At 54.1% G+C, this 20,501-nt stretch carries 20 protein-coding genes and 1 pseudogene; 6 read left to right on the top strand and 15 right to left on the bottom strand.

What is annotated here, in order from left to right:
- Positions 1 to 405: 405 nt before the first annotated feature.
- Together TU82_RS28375 and qatD are read left to right on the top strand one after the other, a co-directional pair.
- Positions 406 to 512: pseudogene (locus TU82_RS28375) on the top strand (type IV secretory system conjugative DNA transfer family protein); the annotation flags it as partial.
- A gap of 315 nt (positions 513 to 827) precedes the next feature.
- Positions 828 to 1,595, top strand: coding sequence for a Qat anti-phage system TatD family nuclease QatD (gene qatD, locus TU82_RS24520; RefSeq protein ID WP_057725818.1), 768 nt, complete (start codon positions 828 to 830; stop codon positions 1,593 to 1,595).
- A gap of 127 nt (positions 1,596 to 1,722) precedes the next feature.
- Here the strand turns inward: qatD and TU82_RS24515 are convergent, their stop codons facing one another.
- On the bottom strand, positions 1,723 to 2,691 hold the full coding sequence (locus TU82_RS24515) for an HNH endonuclease (RefSeq protein ID WP_173667484.1): 969 nt from the start codon (positions 2,689 to 2,691) through the stop codon (positions 1,723 to 1,725).
- Positions 2,692 to 2,804: 113 nt separating this feature from the next.
- Here TU82_RS24515 and TU82_RS28370 point away from each other — a divergent pair, with 113 nt between their 5' ends.
- Together TU82_RS28370 and TU82_RS24510 are read left to right on the top strand one after the other, a co-directional pair.
- Positions 2,805 to 3,032: an IS66 family transposase gene (locus TU82_RS28370; RefSeq protein WP_082632086.1), complete on the top strand. Its 228-nt coding sequence runs from the start codon at positions 2,805 to 2,807 to the stop codon at positions 3,030 to 3,032.
- A 57-nt stretch (positions 3,033 to 3,089) separates the two neighbouring features.
- A complete protein-coding gene (locus tag TU82_RS24510; protein ID WP_057725817.1) occupies positions 3,090 to 4,433 on the top strand; it encodes a hypothetical protein in 1,344 nt (447 codons plus the stop codon).
- A gap of 119 nt (positions 4,434 to 4,552) precedes the next feature.
- Here TU82_RS24510 and TU82_RS24505 read toward each other — a convergent pair whose 3' ends face one another.
- The 12 genes from TU82_RS24505 to TU82_RS24450 all read right to left on the bottom strand — a co-directional run bounded on the left by TU82_RS24505 (position 4,553) and on the right by TU82_RS24450 (position 13,670).
- A complete protein-coding gene (locus tag TU82_RS24505) occupies positions 4,553 to 5,098 on the bottom strand; it encodes a DsbA family protein (protein WP_231982731.1) in 546 nt (181 codons plus the stop codon).
- A gap of 113 nt (positions 5,099 to 5,211) precedes the next feature.
- Positions 5,212 to 5,508, bottom strand: coding sequence for a hypothetical protein (locus tag TU82_RS24500; protein WP_057725815.1), 297 nt, complete (start codon positions 5,506 to 5,508; stop codon positions 5,212 to 5,214).
- Entirely contained in the window at positions 5,505 to 8,468 is a 2,964-nt protein-coding gene (locus TU82_RS24495) for a conjugative transfer ATPase (RefSeq protein ID WP_057725814.1), read from the bottom strand. The genes TU82_RS24500 and TU82_RS24495 overlap by 4 nt, the downstream gene beginning before the upstream one ends.
- Positions 8,468 to 8,896, bottom strand: coding sequence for a TIGR03751 family conjugal transfer lipoprotein (locus TU82_RS24490; protein WP_057725930.1), 429 nt, complete (start codon positions 8,894 to 8,896; stop codon positions 8,468 to 8,470). The genes TU82_RS24495 and TU82_RS24490 overlap by 1 nt, the downstream gene beginning before the upstream one ends.
- Positions 8,874 to 10,364, bottom strand: coding sequence for a TIGR03752 family integrating conjugative element protein (locus tag TU82_RS24485; RefSeq protein ID WP_057725813.1), 1,491 nt, complete (start codon positions 10,362 to 10,364; stop codon positions 8,874 to 8,876). Before TU82_RS24485 ends, TU82_RS24490 begins: the two co-directional genes overlap by 23 nt.
- Entirely contained in the window at positions 10,354 to 11,256 is a 903-nt protein-coding gene (locus tag TU82_RS24480; RefSeq protein ID WP_057725812.1) for a TIGR03749 family integrating conjugative element protein, read from the bottom strand. Before TU82_RS24480 ends, TU82_RS24485 begins: the two co-directional genes overlap by 11 nt.
- Positions 11,256 to 11,909, bottom strand: coding sequence for a PFL_4703 family integrating conjugative element protein (locus TU82_RS24475; RefSeq protein WP_020302977.1), 654 nt, complete (start codon positions 11,907 to 11,909; stop codon positions 11,256 to 11,258). The genes TU82_RS24480 and TU82_RS24475 overlap by 1 nt, the downstream gene beginning before the upstream one ends.
- Positions 11,906 to 12,286 (bottom strand): TIGR03750 family conjugal transfer protein, encoded by a 381-nt coding sequence (locus tag TU82_RS24470; RefSeq protein ID WP_057725811.1) that lies wholly within the window; start codon positions 12,284 to 12,286, stop codon positions 11,906 to 11,908. Before TU82_RS24470 ends, TU82_RS24475 begins: the two co-directional genes overlap by 4 nt.
- Before the next feature lie 13 nt (positions 12,287 to 12,299).
- Positions 12,300 to 12,638: a TIGR03745 family integrating conjugative element membrane protein gene (locus TU82_RS24465; RefSeq protein WP_057725810.1), complete on the bottom strand. Its 339-nt coding sequence runs from the start codon at positions 12,636 to 12,638 to the stop codon at positions 12,300 to 12,302.
- 18 nt (positions 12,639 to 12,656) lie between these two features.
- Positions 12,657 to 12,896 carry a TIGR03758 family integrating conjugative element protein gene (locus tag TU82_RS24460; protein ID WP_057725809.1) on the bottom strand — a complete coding sequence of 80 codons (240 nt, stop codon included), beginning with the start codon at positions 12,894 to 12,896 and terminating at the stop codon, positions 12,657 to 12,659.
- On the bottom strand, positions 12,893 to 13,207 hold the full coding sequence (locus TU82_RS24455) for an integrative conjugative element protein, RAQPRD family (RefSeq protein ID WP_231982820.1): 315 nt from the start codon (positions 13,205 to 13,207) through the stop codon (positions 12,893 to 12,895). Before TU82_RS24455 ends, TU82_RS24460 begins: the two co-directional genes overlap by 4 nt.
- Positions 13,208 to 13,358: 151 nt before the next feature.
- A complete protein-coding gene (locus tag TU82_RS24450) occupies positions 13,359 to 13,670 on the bottom strand; it encodes a hypothetical protein (RefSeq protein ID WP_057725807.1) in 312 nt (103 codons plus the stop codon).
- Between the two features lie 351 nt (positions 13,671 to 14,021).
- Here TU82_RS24450 and TU82_RS28795 point away from each other — a divergent pair, with 351 nt between their 5' ends.
- Entirely contained in the window at positions 14,022 to 15,269 is a 1,248-nt protein-coding gene (locus TU82_RS28795) for a hypothetical protein (RefSeq protein ID WP_156421699.1), read from the top strand.
- A gap of 345 nt (positions 15,270 to 15,614) precedes the next feature.
- Complete coding sequence (locus TU82_RS24440; protein ID WP_057725805.1) at positions 15,615 to 19,379, top strand: hypothetical protein; 3,765 nt, start codon at positions 15,615 to 15,617, stop codon at positions 19,377 to 19,379.
- 186 nt (positions 19,380 to 19,565) lie between these two features.
- Here TU82_RS24440 and TU82_RS24435 read toward each other — a convergent pair whose 3' ends face one another.
- Together TU82_RS24435 and TU82_RS24430 are read right to left on the bottom strand one after the other, a co-directional pair.
- Positions 19,566 to 19,784 (bottom strand): hypothetical protein, encoded by a 219-nt coding sequence (locus tag TU82_RS24435; RefSeq protein ID WP_057725804.1) that lies wholly within the window; start codon positions 19,782 to 19,784, stop codon positions 19,566 to 19,568.
- 145 nt (positions 19,785 to 19,929) lie between these two features.
- Positions 19,930 to 20,397, bottom strand: coding sequence for a DUF1203 domain-containing protein (locus tag TU82_RS24430; RefSeq protein WP_057725803.1), 468 nt, complete (start codon positions 20,395 to 20,397; stop codon positions 19,930 to 19,932).
- Between the last annotated feature and the right edge of the window lie 104 nt (positions 20,398 to 20,501).

Here is a 20,501-nt window from a genome sequence, read left to right as displayed (position 1 = left end):
TGAAACCACAAACATCGAACGGCGAATGTAAATACACATCTATTCGCGGCATCAATGAACAGGTATCTGGCAAAACTGAGAATTGAATAATGCTGATAAAAACGGATCGAGAAGACCCATTTTTGCTGGAGGATAGCGTCCGGTGCTTTATTATTTTGCGCATAATCGCTCCTTGATTTATCGATAAATTATCCTAACGATTTACTAACTGCAACAATTTTTTCCTAAAATATTTTGCCCCAAAATAGCGCGACCCGGGCACTAAGTTTGTGCATGTTTTGACGGCAGAATTCTGGCGTAAATGCCATCTGAATGAATCGCCCCCGGGTTTTGTGGGCACCTCTTTGCCTTAAAAAACTGAGGCCAGTTGGGAGGTGCCATGAGCAACCCGCGTTAACCCGAAGAATTCAAATCCAAGCAGTAAATCAAGTGACCGAAAGAAGCTGCCTGTTGCAGAGGTAGCGGCCCGTCTTGGCCTGTCGACGCATAGCCTCGATGCCTGCATAAAGCGCTAAAGCAAACCTCAAGAAGAACGGCAGCAGGATATCAATGGCCATGTGTTCTATACCGGCGAACAAGGCCACCGATCGCGCATGAATCGACCGAGACGTTCAAGCGGCAGCTGTTGCAGTCCGAGCGTCAAATTGACCGGTCTGCACCAAGGCCATCGCGCGCCTCAAACGTATGCCACACCGCGCCAAATTTGCAATTCATGAGCCCGGGCCTTTGATCGACCATCCTGAGAGCTTGGATGACTTCGAACAGGTTTATCGAGATGGACTGCTGGAAGTTGACGATTACCTCGAGGGTGTGACAGCCATACCACTATGAAACCGCAGAAGAGCTCGATTCCAAAGTGGGTGGATTTCCACTGCCACCTTGACCTCTATCCCGATCACGAGCGTCTCATCGTGGGGTGCGATCAGGCAGAGGCCGCTACCTTGGCCGTGACCACTACACCGAAAGCATGGCGGCGCAATTGTGAGTTTGCGGTCTCGGCTCGGCATGTCCGGGTGGTATTGGGGCTACATCCCCAACTGGTGGCAGAGCGTGAATCGGAGCTGCCACTCCTGGAGCGCCTGCTTGAGGAGACTCGATACGTCGGAGAGGTGGGGCTTGATGCCGGGCCCCAGTTCTATCGAAGCTTTGAGGCCCAGGAGCGGGTGTTCAAGAGGGTGCTCGATGCTTGCTCGGAGCAGGGCGGGAAGATCCTCACTGTCCACAGCGTACGCAGTGTGGGAAAGGTGCTGTCCCATATCGAGCGCCTACTTCCAACTAACCGGGGAACCGTGGTGCTTCATTGGTTCACCGGCTCCGCTAGCGAGGCCAGGCGGGCTGTGGAGCTTGGATGCTATTTCTCGATCAACTCGCAGATGCTGAGCTCCGCCAGGCATCGCAACCTTGTCGCCTCGCTGCCATCTGACCGGCTTCTCACCGAGACCGATGGACCGTTCGTGCAAATCGAAGGACGTGCAACCAGGCCTGCTTCCGATATCCCCAAAACGGTACAGGCGCTGGCGCTGCTTCGAGAGCAATCGCCAGAGCAAGCTGCAGCCCAAATCATTAGTAATCTGCGAGATCTAGTACGTACGTAGTATCAGGTTTTAATGCCTTGCCAGGCAGCGTCTAGGTCTATGAGCTCGTTTTACTACGGCCCGGTCTTCACTCCGAGGAGTTGCGCTTAGACGCGCGAAACTCGCCGCCTGAAAACTGAGAATCCAATCAGCAGTGCTCCTGCCCAGGCCCTCCAGAGGATTTGTCGCTGTACTGAAGCAGGATGCTGAGTTTGTCTCCACGCACCCGGTCAGGTGAGTTGAAGTGCTTCTCTTGGTAGTCGGATGGGCCAAATACTCGGAAATGCTCATCAGGCAGGAATACGGGCGCGTAGACGAAATCCTTACGATGGCCACACTCGTCAGGCAGGGGAATCACAATCTGGTACTGGAAATTCCCGTACTGAAATATGAACTGATACCTATATGTCGATTCTTGAAACGCCTTTCTCACCTTGGCAACGATGCAGGTGATTTTGTTCGGATTGACTCCTCCGCTTATCCCCCACTCGATAACCGGCACGGAGCCACTCAAGCCAGGCTTATGGTTTTTACTCAGAAGCCAGGGTTTCAGATAATCGAATTGGCGGTGATCATCGTCTGGCATCATGGCCAATGCCATTTTGATGAGCATCTTGTGAATGGCTGTCGGGTAGTAGGGTTGGCGCACAACTTGGAAACGGAGTTGATTCTTGCCCTCGACCTCCAACGCATCGACTCCACCTTTATCACCGACACATATGACTAGGTTGGATTGGTCGACAGCCGAAACCTCTAAGTCTGGGGCTTTGTACTTTGGGATGCCATTGCGCCCCCGGATTCGCTGAAATGGACGGTGAGGGTAGGTGTAGGCTGCGAAGCTGTTTTCAAGATGATCCCCGAAGTGGTGATTGCACTGATCACACTCCAGCTCATCGATAATCGTCTTGTTCCCCAGAAAAATGGGTATGGCATGCGACTCTTCGCGGAATGTTGTGGATCTCTCGTCTTTCCCACAATACCGACACACCTTCGGTTGCCTGTGCCCCAGCCTCCGTTTCAGTTGAGTGGGAGAGAACACGTTGAACACATGCAGAACGTAGCGCTCAGTCAGCGCTCTGCCTCGCTTTTCGTTGAACTCAATGAAATTTTCGATCACGCCGCGTGGCTCCGCTGAAAATGAACAGCACCCTGGTGAGGGTCGTTCTTTAGAGGTTCGGCTACACCTGAGCCGCACTATTTGGGAAGGTTAAATGATACTGGTCTGCCGGAATCACGCGTAGGGCGCCGCTCATAGACGCGCTTCATATATGGAAGATCGGTCAGAGGCAGCTTAGACCTGAAGGATCGGCAATCGCCAAGGCGTCGAATTACAGCCTAAAACACGAAATAGCGCTGTTGCCTTACCTGGAAGATGGCGATGTGCCCTTCGATAATAACTGCTACGACAATCCAATCCGGCCGTGTGCTCTTGGTTGCTGGTCATTGGCCGGAATTTAAGTAGCATGTCGCTCGACGCCCAATAATTCGAAACTCTCCCTCGGACCTCCCCGCACCATGGCAATCAAATTAGAGATCAGCTCCACTGACCCGGAAGTCATCGTATTGGTCCAACGTTATTGGGCGCTGAACGAAGAATGTAAGCCTGTCGAGAACGTAAGCGCGATGCTGCCATTTCGCGAGGTACTCAAACCTCATGCCCTCGCGGCCTACGTGAGAACGCATTGCACGGTTTACGACGAGAACCAGACGTGCGCAGTCTGTGGATGTGCCTTGACTGTCACCAGCCGCTCCGGAGTGAAGAGGTTTAAGCAGCGTTCTCTCTGGCCATGCGCGGAGTGCAAGGTGGAGCAGGACGAGGCAAGGCGACTGGTTGAGGAGCAGGCAGAGGCTAACTTGCAAGAAAGGGTAGCGCAGCACGCCGAGCGCGTCCTAGCGAAAACAACTGACTATACGACCATCCCCAATGACCTAGCATTCATCCTAGTGGCGCTAGAGCGCGCAGTCGCTTCACGCTTCTTCGGGGGCAGTTTCACATATGGTGACTGCCAACCTCTATCGCCCATGGATTCGGAGATGTTCATCAATCGTCTTTGGAGGGCCGGCGTGCTGTCTGACGCTCCTCATGCTAGTGGCGCTGATGCCTACTTCGTAGACGCCAATGGCCTGAATTACGTCGTCAATAGAATCCGTTTCATGTTGGTCCGCGATCAGCTCTTGGGCGGAGGCGAGGACGCTTTTAATGAGCTGGTAGTACGTCCCTTCACGAATGTAGGCATATTGGCCCTCTGGTACGACTATGCTGCAGCCGATTGCATGGCCTACCTGCACAATCAATTACGGGAATTCAGGCAAATCTTTCCCGTGGACAAAGCGGATGAAATCAAGAGCGCGATTTACACGGCATTGAGGTATTACAGCACCAGAGAAGTATGGAGCTTGCTGTGGCGGGTCGTGCAAACGGTATCGTCAAATTCGAATCATAGATACTCCAACAAGGAACGTTCGGCCGGCACCATTGGAAAAAAATTGCGGCTTCAGACCGAGAAGGCGCTTAAGGAAAAAACCGATTTGGGGGAATGGAATCGTTTGAAATCGATTACGGCTGGCACATTGGGCCAGCTGTTCTACGAGTTGTATGACATTGATGAAACAACGGAAGCTGCGGTGGTGGCGGAGAGGCTGTCTGATGAAGATTCCCAAGATCGTGCAGTGATCGAGGCGAGCATCGAAACGAGAGTCAGGCAGTTGATGGCTTGCGCACTGGCTAATGGAAGCGGAGCGTCGGCGATATATGATTTTGCAACATTGGTCCGGAATGGTGCGGGAATTTCTGAGGCGGTGGAGCAGATTGCAGATATTTATGCCGTTAACCGTGCCGATGAGCTCTCTAAATGCTAAGCGAGAAAACTAACGCGATAGATCAATCGGCTCTCCGGCCATGGATTTTGTTCGTTTTCGTCGTGTCATCTGTCTCAAGTTGTTTAGGGTAAGCGACCTGCGCAGCAAAGCTGCTTGATTTAGCGGTCGACCATTTCGGAGTTCCGTTGCTCCTTTTTTTGAGCTAGCCAATCAATAGCTGATAACAACAACACCCCATCAGCTGGTCCCTCAAGCTTTACGGAGCTGCCTGTCGTGTTGTCTGTAATTATGACGGTAGGAGTGGCCGTAACCCCGGCTTTGACGGCCTCCTCGGCCTGCTGGCCGACACGCTGGGCAATCACTTTGTCGGTGGCTGCACAGGACAACAGGGCCTGGTTAGTAACACCAACAACGTTCAGATGCCCATCGAAACCCTCACCGTTGCTACGGGTCCGGTCAAAGATCTGGTCAATGGCTTGCCAGAAGGCAGGGGCGCCACCAAGCGCCCCCGCACATTCAGCGAGCTTGGCTTCGTGTACTGCGGTCGGACCGTGCACATCCAGTGGCAGGTGATGCCACTGCAGGTTTACATCCTTCTGCTGCTGTATCCAGGTTTTCAACTCAGGTGTGTAAGTCTTGCAGTAGGGGCACTCCAGATCCGCGAATTCAGCCACTGTCCAGCGTGCTTTGGAAGGACCAAACATCCACGGGCCTATGTTGTGCGGGGGCGGTATCTCGCTTCGAGTGAGGGCTAAGCAGGCCATCGATGTGCCTGCCAAAACGCACCCCAGCATCAACCAATATTTGCGAAGGCCTGTCATGCCCGAGCCTCTGCTGGCTTCGATGAAATCAGCGCTTGTTTACGAAGGGCCTCAAGAAGAGCGTTCTCAGCATTCTCGGGTTGTGGGTGCTGTCGCAGCCAGTTGGCTAACACCGCGTGAAGTTGGGACTCGATGTCACGACGATCCACCGCACGAACCAAAACCTGTTGCAGTTGCTCTATCAAAACGGGGGCACACACCTCAAGGGTTTGAAGGGCGTCTTCACCCGGTTGTTCAAGCAGCTGGGTCAGACTTTCTATCAGGTTCTGGGTCAGGGAATTCAATGCTCTCATGCTTGGCGCTCCAAGGCCGTGACTTGCTCGGGGAAAGTAATGATGTGAGGTTCGATACCGCGATAGCGGTCAAGCGTTGCAGCAACTTCAATCGCGGCATCGAGCTCGCTGCAGCCTTTGGCTTGCATGATGTCGAAGCGTTGCTTTTTCTCTTCTGGCTCGGTCATGGTCAGGGCCAGGTACAAACTCGGTGGTACCGCCCGGAATAACATTTCCATGCTTTTGGACAACACGACGCCCTCGGTGAATTTGCCGCTTTCTTTACGCGCTGACAGCATCATCGACTTTTGTGCAGGAGTCAGTTCACGAAACCGCGCGATCTTCTCCACCTCATCAGGCGGCATGTTTAAGCACATCCACCATTCGATCATGTTGAGCAGGGCTGAGGCCTCTGGCGGCACGTCGTCAACGTTTTGGGTGGCCATCCAGAACCAGGCGCCGAGCTTTCGCCACATTTTGGTGATCTTGACGGAGTAGGGGGATAGGAGTGGGACCTTCAACTGGATGTGGCCTTCGTCGGTGAAGCAGATAAGCGGACGGCCTTTAAACTGGTCACGCTCGGCAATGTTGTTGACCGTGTTGAGCAGGGAAATATAAGCGATGGCCATCTGTGCGCTATAGCCTTCTCGCGCATAGGTGGCAAGGTCGACAATGGTGATGTCCGCTTCTGGCCATGGGGTGCCAGGACGGTTGAACATGTCGCCTTCGGTGCCCATACAGAACATGGACAAGGCTTCCGCCATTTCCAAGAATCGTGTGCTTCGGGCGTCTGGAATACCGGGCTCGAGACCCATGTCTCGCAGCGCTTCACGGATATCTTCCGGCAGAACGATACGTTGTTCCGTCACGCATTTTTTCGCTGCATTCAGTATGCATTGGCGGATGGCGCTACGGTCGGCACGAGTAAGACGGGCATCCTCTTTTTCTTCACCACCGGTGATCATCAGCCTGGCCGCAATTTCCATCTCGCCCAGGATGTCGCGTTGTTCATCCTCGGTCTGGCTAGTCAGATGTTCGTCCGACGCCTCAAGATCATCAGCTTTGATAATCTTCACGTTTTGGCTGGGTTCGATGAGCTTCACGGCATCAGCGAATGGCGCGAGGCTGACACCCGATCCAGGGGCAAGTCGAACCCGGTTTACCGTCAAACCCAACTTTTTGGCGAAATCACCGAGTAAGCCGAAGCTGTTGCCAGCCTCCACAATGAATAGACGTGGCCGATAGATGGCAATGATTTGGCTAAGGATGTTTGTCGCGCTGGCCGATTTACCTGAACCCGTTGGCCCGAAAATGAACAAATGCGCGTTCATCTGCCGGTCCAGCTTGTTCAGCGGGTCGAAGGTTATCGGCGCTCCCCCACGGTTAAACAGGGTAATACCCGGGTGCCCGGTTCCGGTCGACCTACCCCAGACGGGGGCCAGGTTCGCAATGTGTTGGGCGAACATCAGTTGTGCGTACCACTCCAGTGCTTTGCGCGCATTGGGGTCGAAGTTGCCGGGTAGCCATCTAAGGTAGGAGTTCAGCGGTGCCACTTCATCCCGAGGTTCCACCGGCTCCATGCCTGCACCCAGCAATGCGCTGCTGAGTTGCAAACTGCGTTCGTGCAGCTGGGCATCGTCTTTACCCCGCAGGTAAAACGCTACGCTACCTCGGTACAGCTTGTGCTTGCGTCCGAGCAACTGACGGGCGGTGGCGACGTCTTCGCGTGTCAGGATCGAGGCCTGAGTGTCTCCAACTGCCTTGCGTGAAAGCTGTTCCAGATGCCCTTCGAGAATGTCCTGCGGGGTGATCACGAGAGTGATACAGAGAATGGTGTCCTCTGGCATTTTGTCGAACAGCGCGTTGAGCGCATCACCGCCCTTTCGGGTTTCACCGGTTAAGTGCCCGGTCTTGGGAGCATCCCTCAAGCGGTCAAGCATCACCACCTGATGGGGAAGGCCGTCGAAATACCACAGACCTTTCTCTATATCTGACAGTGGTTCGCGATAAAACAGGTTTTGCGAGAAGTCAGTGCCGCTGGCGAGCGGCAGCTCGCCCTCTGCAGCACCAGGTGCTTGCTTGCACACCAATTCGTAGAAGCGGCGAATATCTGCATCGGCAGGGCCAAGATGATCGGGACGTGGATTGAACCAATGAATCAGCCAATGGCGAATGGCGTGGCCATCCATGCGATGGGTTTTAATGCCAGCGTTCGCCAAGCCGCCCACCAAGCGATCGCAGATGATTTTCAGGTAAGGACCTGGCGCCTGGCCTCGCACATCCGCTTGCGCGCCTTGGGTACGGCGGTAGACAACAACACGGACGCGGCGCTGCTGGCCCCTCCAGGGCAGTTGGCTGACCTTGGTGTCTTCAAACAGCCCGCCTGGTTTGGAGATGGATTCCAGGTGTTGCTTCATCAGCTTCAAATAAAGCTCGGTGAATGCACTGCCTTGTGCGCGTGGTTGAACGTAGTCATGCAGTTGCTGAAGGTAATCGTCCCAACTGGTTTCGTCCTGGGCATAGAGCTGAACCACCCAGGGTGAGGTTTCAAGCTCGTCGAAGGAGTCCTGGAGGGCGTTTTCCAGGGCGTCGCGGGCCTTGCGTAACCATTCGGGATCCCGACCTTCAGTACCAATCGGTGTCAGCTCAAAAAAGGCAGCGCGAGACACGCCGTCTTCCAATAGCATGGCTTTTTCTGCAGGCAGGTAATCCACCCAGGGCAGTAGGTCTACGAAGGAGGGGTTGACGTCGTATAGACGGTCAGCATCAGCGGTTGTGGCTGGCTTTTTCTTTGGGTTACGCCAATCGCTCGGCGAGGGAATACCCATGGCAGCAAGGCGTTCGTAGTAACGCTCTGTCGCAGCCTCAAACGTCTCGGTTGCTGGTCCCTGCACATCGTCAGATAACGGCGAACCTGGTGTTACGCCAGGTTCCACACGCTCTGTCGCCCGTCGCGTTTTGAATCGTTCAAAAAAACCCATCAATATGCCTCCGTGCGTTCGCCAGGCATGGCGTATTGCACCCGCTGATACAGCGGAAACACCGTGGTGTAGCCTGGGATCGGTGCCGGGTCTGAACCCGCTAAATGAGGAAAGACGTACATCACCAGGTCGGGATTGGGTAGGCGTTTAAATTGGCTGTAGATCTCGTTCTGTGCGGTACGTGTGAACCTGGTGTTGTCTATTTCCCTCGTCTCCAGAGGCCGACGAAGATCTTGGCGTGCATCGAGCAATTGGCGGCTGCTCGAGCTGCTTGAGCCGCTGGAACCTTGATCCCAAACGTCCATCATTGTGCGATCCCCATGGGGGAGCAATTCGTCTTTGTTGGTGGAACAGGCCGAGGCGAGTAGGGCGATGGCCAGGTATGCACCTAGTTTTAAGCCATGATTAGTCAAGCGCAGTCGAGACATGACGGGCTCCTGAGCGATAGTTGACCTTGCGGCCATTGAGTTCGTAATCGATGGTCAGTTGCTGGTCCAGGTGCACAGCTATCTTTGCCCCGGGTTGTACATACACCGCTGCGAAGGCTTGCCCGTAGAGTTTGTTGACCCAACTGGAGACGTCATTGACGCCCTGGCCAATGATTTTGCCCATGGCTTCACTGCCCGAGCCGCCGACAGAACCGATGGTCCCGGACTGAGGGTTTATAAAAGATCCGCTGTTTCCATCTGACTTGATGAGTGAGGCAGCACCTGCGCCGGCGGCGGTAATCAGTACCTGCGAGCCAATGTATTGCGAGGCGTTGCTTTTGCGGTCGCCACTGATACAAGGAATGCCATAGGCATCGCTTATCCAGCCCAGGCCACCCTGAATGGTGGTTTGGTTGCCATTGTTCTGGTTGTTACTATTTTGACTGCTATTCGTTTCTTCTTGAGGTTGTGGCAGCGTGCGCACAGTGCCGTCATTGAAGACGAACGTCAGGCTTTTTATCTGACCGCGTACGCAAGACAGGGTCCAATCGCCGGAAGCCGTTCCGCTGGCCACCGCGCCGGCGACGTCGGGCAAGTCGATGCCGTTGGCCGTGAGATTGTCCGGCCCAATCAATACCTTGAACGGGTAGGGGTCGTTGACAGTGCCGTCAATGGGCACCCGGCCGATCAGCGCGGACATGGCCACCGAACCCATCAATGTCGAGTTCTGCGGCAAGGTATAGACCTTACGCACCTGTTTGCGGGCCTCCTGTGGCGAGATTTCATTCGCAACACTTTGAGCGCCCGTGCGCAGTGCATTTTGTCCTCGGTCCACGGACTCGCCAAAAGAGGTCGGGAAGTTAAAGCCGCTTGCCGTTTGATTTGACCCAGCAGCGATGGGCTTGCCGTTGACATCGACCGGCGTTGCGTCTTGCGGCTCTATCCAAACAACGTCCGCGCCAGGTCCGCCTTTGAAGCCTTGACCGTCACCTGGCTGTACGCCGAAGCCGATCGGCAAATCAGATCCTGACTCATTGCCACTGCCCGATTTGCTGCTCAGGGTATTGTACTGCTGCTGCAGTGTGTCCAAGAGGGTTTGGCTCTGTTGTTGCGCCTCCTGCTTCATCGTTTGCTGAACGTTTTGCAGTTTGTTATCGACATTGAGGTCGATGTTCTGCAGGCGTTTTTGCAACTCGATGTTCTGTTGCTTTAGCTCGTCATTGTTCTTCAAAGCATTGGAGACTTGGTCCTTGAGTTGTCTGCTTTCCACGACAATGGTGCGCAATGTGTCGCTGGGTGTATCTCCGTCAACCCCAAGCTTTTTAGCCTCTTTCGTACTAAGTACAACCGTTTCCGGTGCATGAACCTGTTGATCGTCACTTCCGCGATTGAATAATTTGACCACTACGTATAGCGCCAGGATCGCGAACGGTATGACCAGGTATTTAACAAGTGGATTACTCTTCACGACGACCTCCCTTCGGGTCGATCTGGCTGATGGCGGCCGGCAATAACGATTCGGCTAGACCATGGCCACGTGTCACCAGGTAGACCGTCGAGGTGTCGCTGGAATCACCTTTGGCGCCAAGGTAGGGATGCTGAAAAGTCGCGGTGACAAAGTCACCCATCAGGTCACGCGGATCCAATGTGAGGTTTTGGGCGCTTGTGTTACGTAGCTTCACCGCCGTGACCCAATACTCGTCTAACCGCCACGACCCCAACGCAGAGGCTTCGACCGGCAATGTCGGCATTAGGGTGGTGAGGTCCAAACCGCGCTTCAGATTTATCTGAGCAATCCCCTCCACGGGCTCAACGGTGCGTAGGGGCGCGTAAAGCATCTGTGCGGCATAGCGCGTCATGACCACCGGAAGTGGGGTCTCACGACGCGGTTTCGGCGCGTCCTTATCCTCCTCGGCTTGAGCGCTGGCTTGGGCCGTGGAAGAAGTTGCATGGTTGCTTGTAGGTTTGGCGTTGACTTGGCCGTAACGCGGGGCGGGACTGTCCCCGGCTACAATTTTAGCCGGCTCGGATGCGACCTGATTCGGTTTCCCTACCGTTGCGATGATATCCACGAGCATGATCTCGCCGGAGTTCATGTTCTGCAGCTGTAAGCGAGTCGGTTCAATCGGCTCTTTCGCCAACAGGTAGAGGGCACCGCCGGTGCTCTGCACGCGCAGTTTGTCGACGAGGTTACGAGGCAGACCCACCCGTACGTTTTGGTCCACAAAGACAATACGCTCCTGACCCACGATCAAGGGCAGTGCTATAGGGATACGATCCCAGCGCAGGATTTCGACGGCGTTGGCCAACCCGCAGAAGTGAAGGGCTACGAGCCCGATGATCAGTAGGCGGCGTGTCATCATTTGCCTCCTGCTCTGGTCGTTTCTGCGGAGACTTCGATGCGTTGTGGATTACTGCTATAACAGTCCCAGGCCAAGCCGAATGGGTTTTTTTCGGGATCGACGTCGAATCGGATAATTCTTAACGGATAGCGAGCAAATGCCCGCTTTACGCGCTCCCCGCCGTAGTGCTCGTCAGCGGTGATGTCCAGGTTGACGGTCCAGTCATTGATGCTGTGCTGTTCAATATGTTGCTCAGACTTATCGTCGATGCCTCTGCCTGGAATTTCAAATACACCCCGCTCACGTTTGCGCAGTTCCCCGCTATTGCGGCGTAGCTCGAAATCTTTCTGCAAGTAGGCTTTGCAGCTGGGAGTCAGGTAGCTTTCCAAGCGGGTAATGTTGTCCTCGTAGTCGGTTTCACCGTCAACGGGCCAACGGTTCATCTGCTGAAAAATGTACAGACCGAAGGCGTATACCGACTCCGGTGGAATATCCCACCACTTACGGGTGCTACCTGAACGTAGATCTGGAGGTACATGAACAGTTAGGTCACGCGGTGCGCTCTGCCAGCCATAAGCCATGTACAGACCCAGGGCAATGAGAAAACCAATGACCATGCGCAGGCTGTTGATGTGGGCCAGTTGGGCGTCTACTTTTTTACGGTAAGTCATTGAACCTCCGTTCGATGACAGGTCCACGCACCTGTACGAGTAATCAGCAGGGCTTTATTCCACGTCGGAAAAAACCGCGCGATGTTCAGTTGCATCTGGCGGTATAGCCATGTATCAGGTCGGCCGCGTTTCCACCGACGCAAGAAACGACTGGCAAGAAACAGCCCTAGGACAGCACAGAGCATGGCGGCGCCAATGATAAGTGCCCAAATCTGGGTCAATATCACGGCCGGAATACCGATAACCAGCCCTGCGCCGGTACTTAACGCCAAGGTGGCCCACATTTCGTCAGCGGTAAGGCCGCCCATGATGACTGGCTGATTGTTCAATCGCACAGGAAGGAAAATCAGGGTCCCATCGTCTGAGAGTTCTGTCATGGCCATGGCTCTTTTAAAGAATATTTGTAGCCTTGGTGATCAGAAAAATGGCGACACCCAGGATCGCGACGCCAACTGCGGCTGTAGCTCCTAGATCTCCCCATTTCTTTTTGCCAAGTTGAATTTCGTGGTAGGTGCCGAAGGCATGCCAAGCAACGCCACTGAAAATGACTGCGCAGATGATGAGACCAAGCAAAGAAAAACCGTCAAAGGCGTAGTTCTGCATGGTTTGCATCAAGTTAGAGCCTTCCCCCCGGGTAGGAGGCTGAGACTGCGGAAGAGCCGCCATGGCCAGTTGAGGGAGAGCAAGCAACCCGATCAGCATGCGGCCCGGTTTCAAGAAAGAAGTCATGGTGTATCTCCCATAGGGTCAACTAAGAACAAATGTGGTGAGGATCATGCAAAGCAGTAGGATGCGGACGACCGAGGTCGAGGAAATCGTGCGATCAAGGTTGCCAGTGGCCCATCCTCGGTAGCAGCTCCAGATAGCCCAGGCGCCCCACATAAAGATGATGGCTACAGCGACGCCGACGAAAAACAGGTAGCTCGTCGAGGCAGGAAATCCTCCTGCCGCTTGAAACGCAGCAGCCTGAGCGCCGCTCATGCTCATGGCTTGCGTCCCTCGGTCGTGTATTGGCCTGACAGCTCAACAGGATCACGAGGCTGGGCTCGGGTTGGGGTTAGATAGCCCTCCAACCCATGACGAATTCGAGCGATATCACCTGCTAGACGCTGGTAATCGAAGAAGTAACGCTTGCCAGGTTCGTCGGCCACTTGAGCGCTACGACGTGCGGTGTCCTCCAAGGCATTCAACTGGCGGATCATCACGTCCAGGTTGGCCTGTTCGGAGGCTGAAGCAGCGATCGCATGAGAGACAGGCAGGCCGCATCCAAAAAGTACGATGAGACCTGGCAAGGCAATTCGGCGAGTGAGTGCAGTGAGATGCGGGTACTGGATCACGGCTGGGCTCTAGTCATTCCTGATGCCGTCAGCTTGCCGTGATCAAGCTATGGTCGCCGCAAGAAAACCATATTCAGGACTGTAAGGATTTCTTCTGGCGGTACTGACATCATCAATCGCAGTGGATAGGGCGTTTGAAGAACAGCAGATACCCGATGGGCAAGGCGAATCCGTAACCCCAGCCTTGGGCGTTTTGATTGCCAACCTTGACTTCTCCTTTGACCACGGGCTGCACACTGACCAGCTCCCAGCCTTCGCTGCCTAATTGAGCAAGGCGGTTTTGACGTTCAGAATCTTCCAGAAAACCCTGGGTGTCGGGTTCAGTAGTGGGCTCTTCGGACTTGAACATGAAGAGCTTTTTGGTTCTGACAACGTACTGAAAGGGAGAGAACTCAGTGTGGTATTCAAATTTCTGATGGCCCAAGGCGACGTCCTCGATGTGCAGAGCTACCAGGGTTTCAATAATGAGCGCGTGCCAGCAATCTGAAATAGTTTGTTGCTAAGCGCGTGATTTCTCAGGTTTTGCTGGAAAGGTCCGATTGCTACCCCGTTACGAACGGCAGAAATCGACAAAAATCAGACTTCCAAAAAAGACCTCAACCATGCCGTAGACAGGCCCAGCTATGGAACGCGCACGTTTTCTTAACGTCAACACCATTTGTCTAGCAAAACTGTTGAGTGGGCTCGTCTACGAGCTGAAAGACGCGCAAATAATTTTCCGAGCATGCTGATATAGCTCACGTTCGTTGACAACTCTGGTTAAGAGGCGATTTCCTTGAGTAAGCAAAAAAAACCAAGCGAGTTCGATATTCAAGCAGCTCTCCAAAAAGTCTGTACAGCAGATGACGTAAAGAACGCATTTGATCTGTTTAAGTCGAATTTACAGCTATTAGAAAATTGGCGAATCGTTTACGCATGCCAAGACATGCGAGGAGCATTCAAAGTCCCGCGGCTAGAATTCGGTAACTCAGGAGTGATCTCTTCCGCTATGGGAGGGCAATCATTAATTGTACTGGATAAAGAGTTCATAAATTCCAAAGGGCCTATTCGGTATGAAATTGGCCATGGGTTATATGCTGATTCAAACGTAGCCTCCTACTTTAGAAGGCTCTCATACAATTCCAGCTCTACGGACAATCTTGAAACGTATAAAAACAATCTCAGGAGAGCGATTGGTGTTGATGGTCTTCAAAGACTCAACCCATTTTATTACATCTGGGAATGCCAGAGAAACTGGAATGAAAAGACCCGCGAGGCATGCGTAGAGACTGTCGCTGCGATTTTGGCTTTTCATATGGATTCTGATCCGCTGGGTCCAGGCTGGAATGATAGATTTATGAATCTTTATCGAGATGCTTGCGAACAGCAGGCGGTGAGTATGATAGATGACCTTCTGACCGAGGCATTGAGCGAAGAAACAATCAATCGGTTGGCGCTGATTGAAGCGATGATCCTACGCACAAAACTGATCGACCTCGGATCCAAGAAATCTGCTTCGCACAAACTCGAGCAATTGATTAGATTTATGTATGAAGAACTCCAAGTTGTGATGGCAAGAGAGCTTATAATTTGCGCCGAAATTCTTTATCGAGGCAAAACCAGCCTGACAAAAAAACTGAACTCATTCGAGAGTAGCGAAAACGCAAACGATATTGTAAGAAATGCTGCCTGGGATATTTTCATGCTCAGGATTATGGATGCAATGGTTACCCCTAAAGGTCTTCCACGCGGCGAGGTTTATTTGCCCGTTCTAATCTCCACTGACAAGGACGTACGGGACCTAATCAAGCTGACGGAATTGAAAGCCATTGCGGTCTGCCGAACCTCTGGTCGAACGTTTCCATTCATCGACCTTGACTTGTTCGAATGGCTTAACACTCGCTTGGGAGCTAAACGTGTGGAGAGCTTAGCCCCTTTGTTTGGACAGGAAAAATTTGAATCGCGTGCAAAGGGGCGAAGCTTGAAGGCGGTAAAGGAGACGTTAGCTGCCGATCAAGTTCGGCTTCGAGAGCATCAAAAGTAGCTATCTTTTAGGCCACCCGTTTATGTCTCATTTTGATGTTGCGACTAGGCGGCCACTGCAATCGGCCGACAGCTTTCATCTGTAAAGGGCAGCTCTGATTCGGTAGTAGGCAGCGGCAACTGAAGCAATCGGATAAAAGCGGCCAGTCTGTCTGATAAATGAATACCCCCCCATTTCCACCTTTTCCGTTGGAAGCGTGTCTGCCGACGCAAGGTACGAGGCGCTGTCTGCAGCCATGTCGTGTGCCTAGCAGTTCTGTTCTGGCGTGGGGTAGAGTGCGCCTACGCCAAGGAGCCGTGTCGTCTCGGCAACTACCGTTACACCATGTAAAAGGGAGAAAAAACGTTGAAGTGGATCAGTGCGCTTGAACTAGGACAGTGGGCCGACACCCTCCAAGGCAGGGATAAGATGCCCGAGCTGGTGGCGGACCTGATCTGGGCCACCGCCACTCGGGTGCGCCGGGTTCGGTTTTTGTCCGGTGACATGGGACAAGTTCGAGGCTTCGATGGCTATCTCGACGTTGATGCAACATCCCCGTTCGTGCCCGACGAAAAGTCAATTTGGGAGTTCGGAACCAATGGTGCCGGCAAATCCAAGGCCGAAGGTGACTACAGCAAGCGCACCAAAGAGGTCACTGCTGAAGATCGTGCTGAGTGCACTTTGGTCATCGTCTCACCTAGGACGTGGAACACGCCAAAAGTAAAAGTTGAAGACTGGCTTGATGAAAAGAACGAGCTGGGCGAGTGGAAGCGTGTCGTCTACCTCGATGGCCCGCTGCTGGAGGATTGGCTTGCGCAAAGTCCAGCAGTTGCCTCGCGCTGGGCGCGGCATGCATTCAAACGCGCGCCCCAACACGGCGTGCTCAGCACAGATGAGTTCTGGGAGTCCTTTTCCCGCCGCTTCGAGCCTGCACTGGTCGAAGACGTTCTACTCGCCGGACGCGAATCCCAGGCCGAAGACTTGCTGCAAAACCTGACCCAGGGAAGTGGGCGACTGGCGTTCGCCGCCGACACTACCGATGAGGTCATTGCCTTCGCGGTCGCTGCGATCCGCAAGGCGCCCGAACCAGTGCGCAAGCCGCTGGAAGCGCGTACCTTGATCGTTGAGACGGAGGAGGCTGCTCGGCACCTGGTTAACACGAGCAACCTTACCTACTTGCCCCGACTCGCCGCGCGCAGCTGCGTAGGAATCTTGAAGACTTCGGGGCCAACAGTGATAAGCGCCGGAGCAGAGGACAAGAAGAACGATCATGTCGACCTAGTACGACCGACCAGCACTCAGCTTGGCAAAGCGTTCACCGGCATGGGTATGTCTGAAAGCGAAGGGTATGAAGTTGCCCGTACTTGTGGTCGGAGCCTGGCGGTCTTGGCTCGACAGAAGCCAAGTGGTACCGCTGAGTTGCCGAGGTGGGTCGGCGATGCGGACGCGTTGATACCGGCCATGTTGGCGGGAGCATGGGTCTGCGATGTTGAACATGATCAACAAATCCTCAGTTCGCTCAGCCAGAAACCTTATGACGAGACCGAGGACGACCTGCTCAAATTTTTGGTTATGCAGGATTCGCCCATCGAGCGGATTGAGAATTTGTGGGCGACTAAAGCCCCAGTCGATGCGTTTCTGCACCTCGCTCATCGGGTTGGGCGCCGGCACCTTGAGCAGTTCAAAACAGCTCTGATCGCCGTTTTCCAGACCGCTGTGGCGTCGCACAAACCACCCACTGCAGACCAACCCTTCGTGCTGCGGAGCAAGCGCGACCAGGAAACCTCGCACAGCGAACAGCTCAGAAACGGGTTGATGACGACGCTGCTACACATCGCCGTGCTGCATAAGCATGCAGGCTTCACCGTGGCGGGTGGTGATCCGCAAGTCTTTGTAGACGACTTGGTCAGATCTATTCCTGGCCTGTCGAGCGACTCCACTTTGATGGCAAGTCTGAGCCAGAATCTTGTGTTGCTTGCAGAGGCATCGCCTAGGTCTTTTCTAGAAGCCCTTGAGCGTCAGCTTGAGGGCGCCTCGCCGAGCATCTTGCCCATTTTCGACGAGCACCCTGGAATGCTCACGCCCGTGACATACCACTGCGGGTTGTTGTGGGCGCTGGAGGTCATCGCCTGGGATGCCGGCTACTTTGAGCGGGCCGTGCTGTGCCTTGCCAAGCTTGCGGCAATCGACCCGGGCGGCAAGTTAAGCAACCGGCCCATCAACAGCCTGCGCGCTATATTCCTCTCTTGGGTGCCATGCACTTCTGTGAGGACGAAGCGTCGGTTGGCCGTTCTGCAATCCACCGTGAACGCCGTCCCGAGCATTGCTTGGCCGCTCCTCGCCAACTTGCTCCCCAGCTCAGGGGATACCAGCTCGCCAACCGAAAAACCGAAGTTTCGGGAGTACGAGCAGGATCACGGTGAAACCCTGACTTATGGTTTGGTCTGGGAGAGTGAAGCCAAGATCATAGCGCTGGCGATCGACGAGGCCGGTTCGATGGCGGAGCGTTGGGTCTCTTTAATTAACGCAATGCAGAACTTCCAGGACGATCCTTTCGTGTCTGCCGTCGAACGGCTCGGCGAAGTGCTAAGCGCCGTCGACGCCGATGACAGAACGCAAATCTGGAAAGCCTTGAACCTGGAGGTCAAGCATCACCAGAAATATTCGAGCGCAGATTGGGCGATGCCGAATGAGCGTATTGAGCGTTTGGCTGTCCTTATCGACCGATATGCCCCAGACGCGTTGGTAGAAAACCATACCTGGTTGTTCGATGATTGGATTCCGCCTGTGGACGGCGTTGATGACGAAGATGCTGATCCAACCCAGGTCGTGGAAGATGCCCGTTTACAGGCTTTGAAGGCGGTCTATGAGGCGCTGGGCGTTCAGGGCATCTTGCAGATGGCGATCCGCGTCAAGATTCCACAGTTCGTAGTTTACTCCGCGTTGCGTCTCGAACTGTCTTACCATGAGCGCCTCGCGTTGTTCACAGGCCTGCTCGCGAGTACCGTGCAGGAGCTTGAGTTCGCAGCTGGAGGAGTCATGGCGGACGGGATCGCACGCTTCGATGAGAAGTGGAAAGAGGAGGTGCGTTCTGCACTTCTGGGCAGTGGCCTGACTGCTGACCGTGTAGCGAGGGTGATCGAACGTATCCCGGAGAATAGGCAGACATGGCTATACGTCGAGACCTTCGGAAATGAAGTGGCGCGAGCCTATTGGACTGTAAAAGGGCCATATCCCCTCGAAGTGAGCGCCGATGAGCTGCTCCATGCAGTGGGCAAATACCGAGAGGTCGGACGTCCTGTCGCCGCCTTGAGCGCCGCATCCCGTCGACTTGGTGAGATTCCGACACAGGAAGTCGTGTCGCTGTTGATGGAGGGAGTTGCAGAGCAAAACGCCAAGCCTGGTGCTCAGTTGGCCACCGGCTTCTTCGACATTGAAAAGGTCATCAGGGAATTGGCCGAGCGACCGGACACGACGGTGGAGCAAATGGCGAGCCTAGAGTTTGCCTACTTCCCCCGGCTGCGCCATGAGCCTGAAGCCTTGCATAGAATGCTGCTTGAGCGTCCGAGCTTTTTCATGGAACTGGTGTGTCTGGTGTTCAGAGCCAAGGGGGCAGAGCCGGTGGAAGCCTCTGCATTGCAGAAGGGGCGGGCCACCACTGCTTACCAATTACTAAAAAGCTTGAAGTCCTTGCCAGGTCAAAAGGATAAAGAGGTCAATCAGGATGCCTTGCTTGGGTGGTGCCTTGAGCTTCGGCGCCTAGCAGCAGAACAGAATCGTCAGGACATTACTGATCAGTTTATCGGCCAAGTACTGGCCCATGCCCCAATGAGCCCTACGGATGGCGCCTGGCCACACGAAGCCGTTCGGCATGTCATCGAGACGCTCGCTTCTTCGCAGGTAGAGCTTGGGATTCGCATCGAAAGGATTAACATGCGAGGCGCGTTCTGCAAAGCATTCGGAGAGGGTGGCGACCAGGAGCGAGGCTTCGCGCAACAAGCAAAAGAATGGGCGCAGGCGTCATTGGATTTCGCACGTACCTACGCAATGCTCGAGCTTATCGCTCGGAAGTGGCTGGATGATGCTGAGCGTGCAGACACGGAGGCAAAGCAGGACGCGCTGCGTCATTGATCCGCAGAATTTTGGTTGCCAGGATTGAACAGGGGGCAGTTATTTTTTCCTCTCGCAGGAACATTGCTTGTTGAGCAGTTGATCACCTAGTGGAGGGCGTTAAGCTACTGTCGCTGTCTCGCTGCTCATGGGGCAACAAAAAGGTCGCAGGTCGTCAAGTGGCCGCTTGTGGCCGATAGCTGTCACTCACTCTAGATGAAAGAGCCTCAAGATCAAGCCCGACGCTTTCTCGCCGTCTGCCTCATAAAGGCTGCGCAATGCAGCCTGATCAGTGAGTTTGTGCAATTTGAAGTGGTTATAGAACGCTTGGCCCAGTCGCTGCTGCTCGAAGCTTCCCAGGCTCCACAACCGCGCGAACTCCTCATAAGCGGCGCGTTCAATCTGCAACGACGAATCGTTTTCCATTCTCGGGCAACCATTAGCAAGGAGACCGAAACGTACCAACTCGCTATCGATCTTTCAAGTTCGCCTGTTCCACGCAGACATTCAGTTTTCGGCCAATAGGGGCCAGAAAAGTAAAAAAAAGAACTAGCCACCAAGACTGCGGCGACTACGCCCTATCTATTCTCCCGGAGTAACAACCCTGCTTGGCATTGTGAACGTGAATGTAACTAACCTCTGGGTCGGCAAACATCCGAGTAACAACTGACTCCATTGCTATTCCATCAACGACGTCGGCATTGAGCATCATCCCATCATCAGCGAATGCGCGAAGTGATAACAGACGGATTCGCATAGACTGGGGTATCTGGTCGACTGCGTCATAAGCTTGCGTGGCCCACTCTCGTATGAAGATAGCGTGTGAGGCACGGTATGGCGTCTCGGCTGGTTGAGAGAGATGGTTGAGTAAAAGCACACTCTGGCCTAGCTCTGCATCCTTTATTTCGATACGGTCAGGAAAGCCTGGGTTTCTGTCAACGATGTAACGCTTTATCCCGAGAGAGGCTAGCTCTTTGTCGGGCAACCCAAACAGCGACTGGAATGGCTCGGGGGAAAGGCCAGTTATACGAAATGACATGGTTAAACTCCTATTGGTTGGAGTCGTATCAGGCTGGAATTCGTACAGCACTACTATCCGTTTCTTGCGGCCTTATTCAAGCTGAGCGAGACTGACTGCTTAGG

The sequence above is a fragment of the Pseudomonas orientalis genome, from assembly GCF_001439815.1.
Lineage (GTDB): Bacteria > Pseudomonadota > Gammaproteobacteria > Pseudomonadales > Pseudomonadaceae > Aquipseudomonas > Aquipseudomonas orientalis.
Note: the sequence above shows the minus strand (reverse complement) of the source record. Positions and strands in the feature narration are given on the sequence as shown.